This window comes from Gardnerella vaginalis, from assembly GCF_001563665.1.
Lineage (GTDB): Bacteria > Actinomycetota > Actinomycetes > Actinomycetales > Bifidobacteriaceae > Bifidobacterium > Bifidobacterium vaginale_A.
Genome location: NZ_KQ961852.1, coordinates 938 through 6,052 on the forward strand (window position 1 = coordinate 938; position 5,115 = coordinate 6,052).

A 5,115-nucleotide genomic window follows, 5' to 3' on the forward strand; every position below is an offset into this window, starting at 1 on the left:
CTCCAAACGCACAGCTGCTTGCTATGAAAGTGTTCTCAAACATGCCGGGTTCGCATGGCGCTCGTGATTCGGATATAGTTGCTGCAATTGAGGATTCTGTGAAACTCGGTGCAGATGTAATTAACATGTCACTTGGATCCGATAACGGCTTTAGTGGCACATCAAGTGCTACAGGATTAGCATTAAAGAAAGCTAGAGATGCAGGAGTACTTCCAGTTATTTCTGCTGGAAACTCCGGTTTGAATTTCTCTCCATCTGGTGGTGAAGACGATGCGCTTGGAAAATGGGATGATGCAACTTTAGGATCTCCTGCAGCTTTTCCTGAAGCTTTTAGCGTAGCTTCTGTTGAAAATTCTAACATTACTCAGCTTAAATCCGAGTGGTTTGACAAGGATAATACTAAAACTGGGATTCCGTATTCACCTGCCTCAGGAAAAGCTGATAATAAAGCTCATGAGCTTGTAAATATTAACTTTGGCGAAGAAGATGATGTTAAAGATTTGGATCTTACTGGAAAATATGCTTTAGTTGAGCGTGGTAAGATTTCATTCGTTGATAAGTTCCAGAATGCTATAGATCATCATGCTTCTGGTGTGATTGTTTATAATAAAGCTGGGGATTCATCACAGTTCCTTGGTATGGAAGGCGTTGATAAATTCACATGCTTTGGAGCATCAATTCGTCGTGAGGATGCTTTGAAGATTGTTGACGCTATGAAAAACGGGAAAGTGAAAATTTCCTTTAGCGATTCATTTATGGTTAATAATAATCCAGAAAATTTGAAGCCATCAACGTTTACATCTTGGGGTCCAACTCCAGAACTTGATTTTAAGCCTCAAATTGCTGGCATCGGAGGTAATGTTTGGTCCACACAGAATGGAAATAAGTACACAAGCATGTCTGGTACTTCCATGGCTGCCCCAAACGTTTCCGGTCTTTCTACTTTAGTAATTGAGAATTATAAGAAGCGTTTCCCGAATCTTTCTCAACAAGAGCGAGTTAAGAGAGCAACTCAAGCGTTGATGAATACGGCGCAGATTCTTGGCAAATCTAAGAAGGTCAATGATATTGGTACTAATAAACTTGTTCCTTATGCTCCTCGTCAAATTGGTGCTGGTTTAGCGCAAGTTGATAAAGCTGTTTCTACTAACGTTATTGCTACAGTAAACGGAAATTCTTATGTAGCGCTTCGTGAAGTTAATGGTGAACGTAATATTACTGTTAATCTCCATAATTACAGTGATACTCCAGTTGAGTATGAAATTCCTCAGCAAGATGTTGTTAATGAGTCAAACGATAAGGAAAAGAATACTGAAACATTTATTAGCGCTAATGATTCTTTGACGACTTTAACTAGAACTGTAACTGTTCCAGCTCAGCAAACGGTTAAAGTTTCGTTCACTCTTGGAGTTGATTCTTCACATGATCATTATGTTGAAGGTTGGGTACGTTTCATTTCTAAGACCAGTGGTCAGCCTGATTTAGCAGTTCCATATTTAGGATTTGCTGGTAATTGGAATCGTGAAAATATTATCCTTTCTCCTAAGGATACTTATGGTAAATCTGCAACTAAGCTACTTGCAGGACCTTATTTCATGATGCCTGCAGTGCAAGTAAATAAGGAATCTGACAGTGCTTATGAGTTCTCTCCTAATGGTGACGGCGTATTAGATTCCTTAGTTCCAACTATGGTCTTGTTGCGCAATGCTGCTGATTTGCGTTATTCGATTCTCGATAATAACAATAAAGAATTGCGAGTGTTAGGTGAGGAGCATGATGTTTCAAGAATTAGCTTAGGTAATTTTGGTTCTCTTGATGCAGCTGAAGCTGCTTACACTTCTGCTGTAACTAAGTTTGATGGTAAAGTATACAATCCTCAAACAGGAAAATTTGAAACTCTTCCTGATGGATCTTACAAGTATCGTATCTCAGCTCGTTTAGGTGATAAATTCGCTTGGCAGCATTGTGATATGCGATTCAATATTGATACGCATAAGCCAGAAATGATAATTTCTGATCCTCAAAATGTGAAAGTTGATGATAAAGATGATGATGGTCATCCAATAAAGGGTGATGATGGTCAACCAATAAAGAAAGATGCGCAAAAAGTTACTATTCGCGTCAAAGATGCTATGAAAAGCGAACTTAGTAATTTGATGGTTTCAAGTCAATCAAATGATCAAACTATCAAAATGTATGATGACGATTATGAAAAAACACCATGCAAGACAGATAGTGAAGGTTATCACGTATGCGATGTTATTTTAGATAAAGATGACACTTATATTAGTGCAAGCATAAAAGATATGGGTGGCAACTGGAATGATCAAAGTAAAGTCTTTAAAGCTAAGTCTTTGTATCTTACAGGTAAAAGCATACTTGATGGCGAGAAGCTTGGTTTGAAGGATTTGAAAAATGGTAAGGTTGATCTTATAGGCTATGTAAGTAAAGATATAAGTACTGTGAAGGTTAGCGTTACTAACGGTAGTGATACTGTTCAAACTCTTGATTTGAAACCTGAAAACATGAAGTTTGACGCAGGCTTATTGTTGAAAGACGGTAAGAATGATGTCAAAGTTGAAGCTTTTGATTCTTCAGGAGCGTTAGTTGCTTCAGATAGCCTTACAATTTACTTTAATTCTAATATGCCAACTATTAGTGTAACGAATACTAATAGTGATGGAATGTTAGCTGTTAATGCTGATGGTTCAGTAGAAATCAAGGGTAAAGTTACGAACACAAATAAGCTTAAAGTTCGTTATAAGCGTGCAAGAACAGCAGAAGATCCTGTTGAACTGTTTGAAGATCCTCGCAAACCTGTTGATGCTAATGATAAAGTCAAAGTCGAATCTGATGGAACTTTTGAAGTTACTGTAAAGCCTCTTGAAAGCGAAAAGAGTATCACGTTAGTTGCTATGAATGACGGTAACAGTGTTAAGCAAGATATTGGCTTAGCTGGTCGTGCTACTGTATCGAAAGCTGATACTAGCGATGAAGATGAGTCTTTGAAGTTGATTGTTGCTGATAATATGAATCTTCTAGATAAAAACTATACTTGGATTCATAGCGATAAAACTGATTCAAAAGATATCACTAAAGATTCTCTTACATTAAGAGGTCATGTAGATAAGAGTAAGAATATTACGTCTATATCGTTTACTAAAGCAAATCATGTAAAAGATGATGGCGAATATGAAAATCCAGAGCCAATAACTACAGCGCCGGATGAAGAAGGTAATTTTGCTATAACGTTGCCTATGCATCCTGGAGTTAATGATTTCCATCTTCTTATTCAATCTGGAGAAAATAAACTCTTTGATGGTCCAGCTGCTATTTACTTTGATAATGAAGCTCCAAAAATTACATTATCTAAGCCAGAGCTTTATGATAATACGCTCTTTACTAATAAAGATACTGTAGATTTTGAAGGTACTTTAAGTGATGACGCATTTGGATATGATTTCTATATCAATGGTTCTGTAGTATCTGATTTTATGTCTTACGATGGTGGTGGAGCTGGTGTAAATCGTAAAAGCTTTACTACTACTGTTCCTGTATCCAATAACGATCATATTCTTATGCAATTTGGAGATAAGAATAAGTATCAATTTGCTGGAATGATTCCTGTAGTTGTTGATAAAGATTTGCCAACTATTGATAGTAATTTGCAAAAGAATCAAAAGATAGACGATTCATATAACATTACAATTAACGCAAAAGATAAGAATATTAAATCTCTTCATGTGTTGATTGATGGTGTTGAAGTTGGTTCTGCAGAAAATAACTTACGCAAGACATTAGCAGCAAGTTTGCTTTCTGAAAAAGAAAGTGATGTAGAGAATAATAAACCTGCAGTTCCAGATAAGGATAATTTGACTGTTAATGTTTCTGGTAAAGATATCAATGCTGGTAATCATACAATTACTATTCAAGCAGAAGATTATGCAGGAAATATTGCTGTTGATAATTCGTCTATCGATTTTGTAAAGCTTGCTCCGCCAGCTCCGTCTGTTGACGTGAAAGCTCCTCAAGCGCCTGAGTCTGTTTCGAGTCTTGATAAGTCTGTTAAGGGTAATCTTGTTGTTGGTGCAAATAAGAATAATATTGCTCGAGCAGGTATTGAGAATCCTATGATTTTGACTTTCGCAGGCTTGCTTGATGCGAATACTGGTTCTGGTACTGGTGATTCAGATGGTTCTGGTTCGGGTTCGGGTACTGGTTCTGGTGCTCCGTCTGGTTCTACTCCTAAAGCTCCAGGTTCTGGTAATGGTCAGAATGATGTTAATGCTACGCGCGAGTTTGTTAAGGATCTTATTAAGAATAAGGTTGCTTATGCTTATGCGTATATTTATTCTTCGCCTGAATTATTAAAAGGTGAGAATAATACTAATTACGTGAAAGTAACGTTAGACGGTAAGAAGGTTAAGTTTAATGCGATGATTCCAGGAAATTATTCTGGTATTCATACTATCGTGTTGCTTAATTCTAAAGGTCAGCAGATTGCTTGGACTAATGTTTATGTGATTCCTTCTAATGCTGATCAATTTGTTGAAGCTAATGCTGAAACGTATTTGAAGTATTATGAGAATCCTGTGTCTTATGACAGTTCTGATGACTCTAGTGACTCTAGTGTGAAGTCAGAGGATTCTAAGAATGATGTTAAGAATGATTCGGATGATTCTAGGTCTTCTAATGATTCTAATGATGATTCTCATCGTAATCATCGTCATTATTCTGTTAAGAAGTCTAAGTCTAAGGTTGCTCATACTGGCGTAGATGTTATGCCTGTTGTAACAATAGTTTCGTTGCTTCTTGTTTGTGTCGTATTCTACGTTAGTGTTAGAGAGGTTAAGGAGTTAGTTTCTAGAGTTAATGTGTTGAGCTAGTTTTAGTTCGATTGCGGCTGTTTTAGTTGCAATAAGTTTAATGCTCTTCGTTTTGTGAAGTGAAATTCATGAAGCGAAGAGCATTTTTGTTTTATTTAATTATTAGTTTGTTTTATTTAATTATCAATTGTTTTTAGCTATTGCTTAGTTAATCAATTTTATGATTTGTAAATATAAGCATTATTTAATATTAAATTTTTAGGAATTTTTACGAATTATGTATGTAAAT

1 protein-coding gene is annotated in these 5,115 nt (G+C 36.3%); it reads left to right on the forward strand.

What is annotated here, in order from left to right; translation table 11 throughout:
• A partial coding sequence (locus HMPREF3230_RS00950; RefSeq protein ID WP_075523130.1) for a S8 family serine peptidase occupies positions 1-4,886 on the forward strand: 4,886 nt, incomplete at its 5' end.
• Between the last annotated feature and the right edge of the window lie 229 nt (positions 4,887-5,115).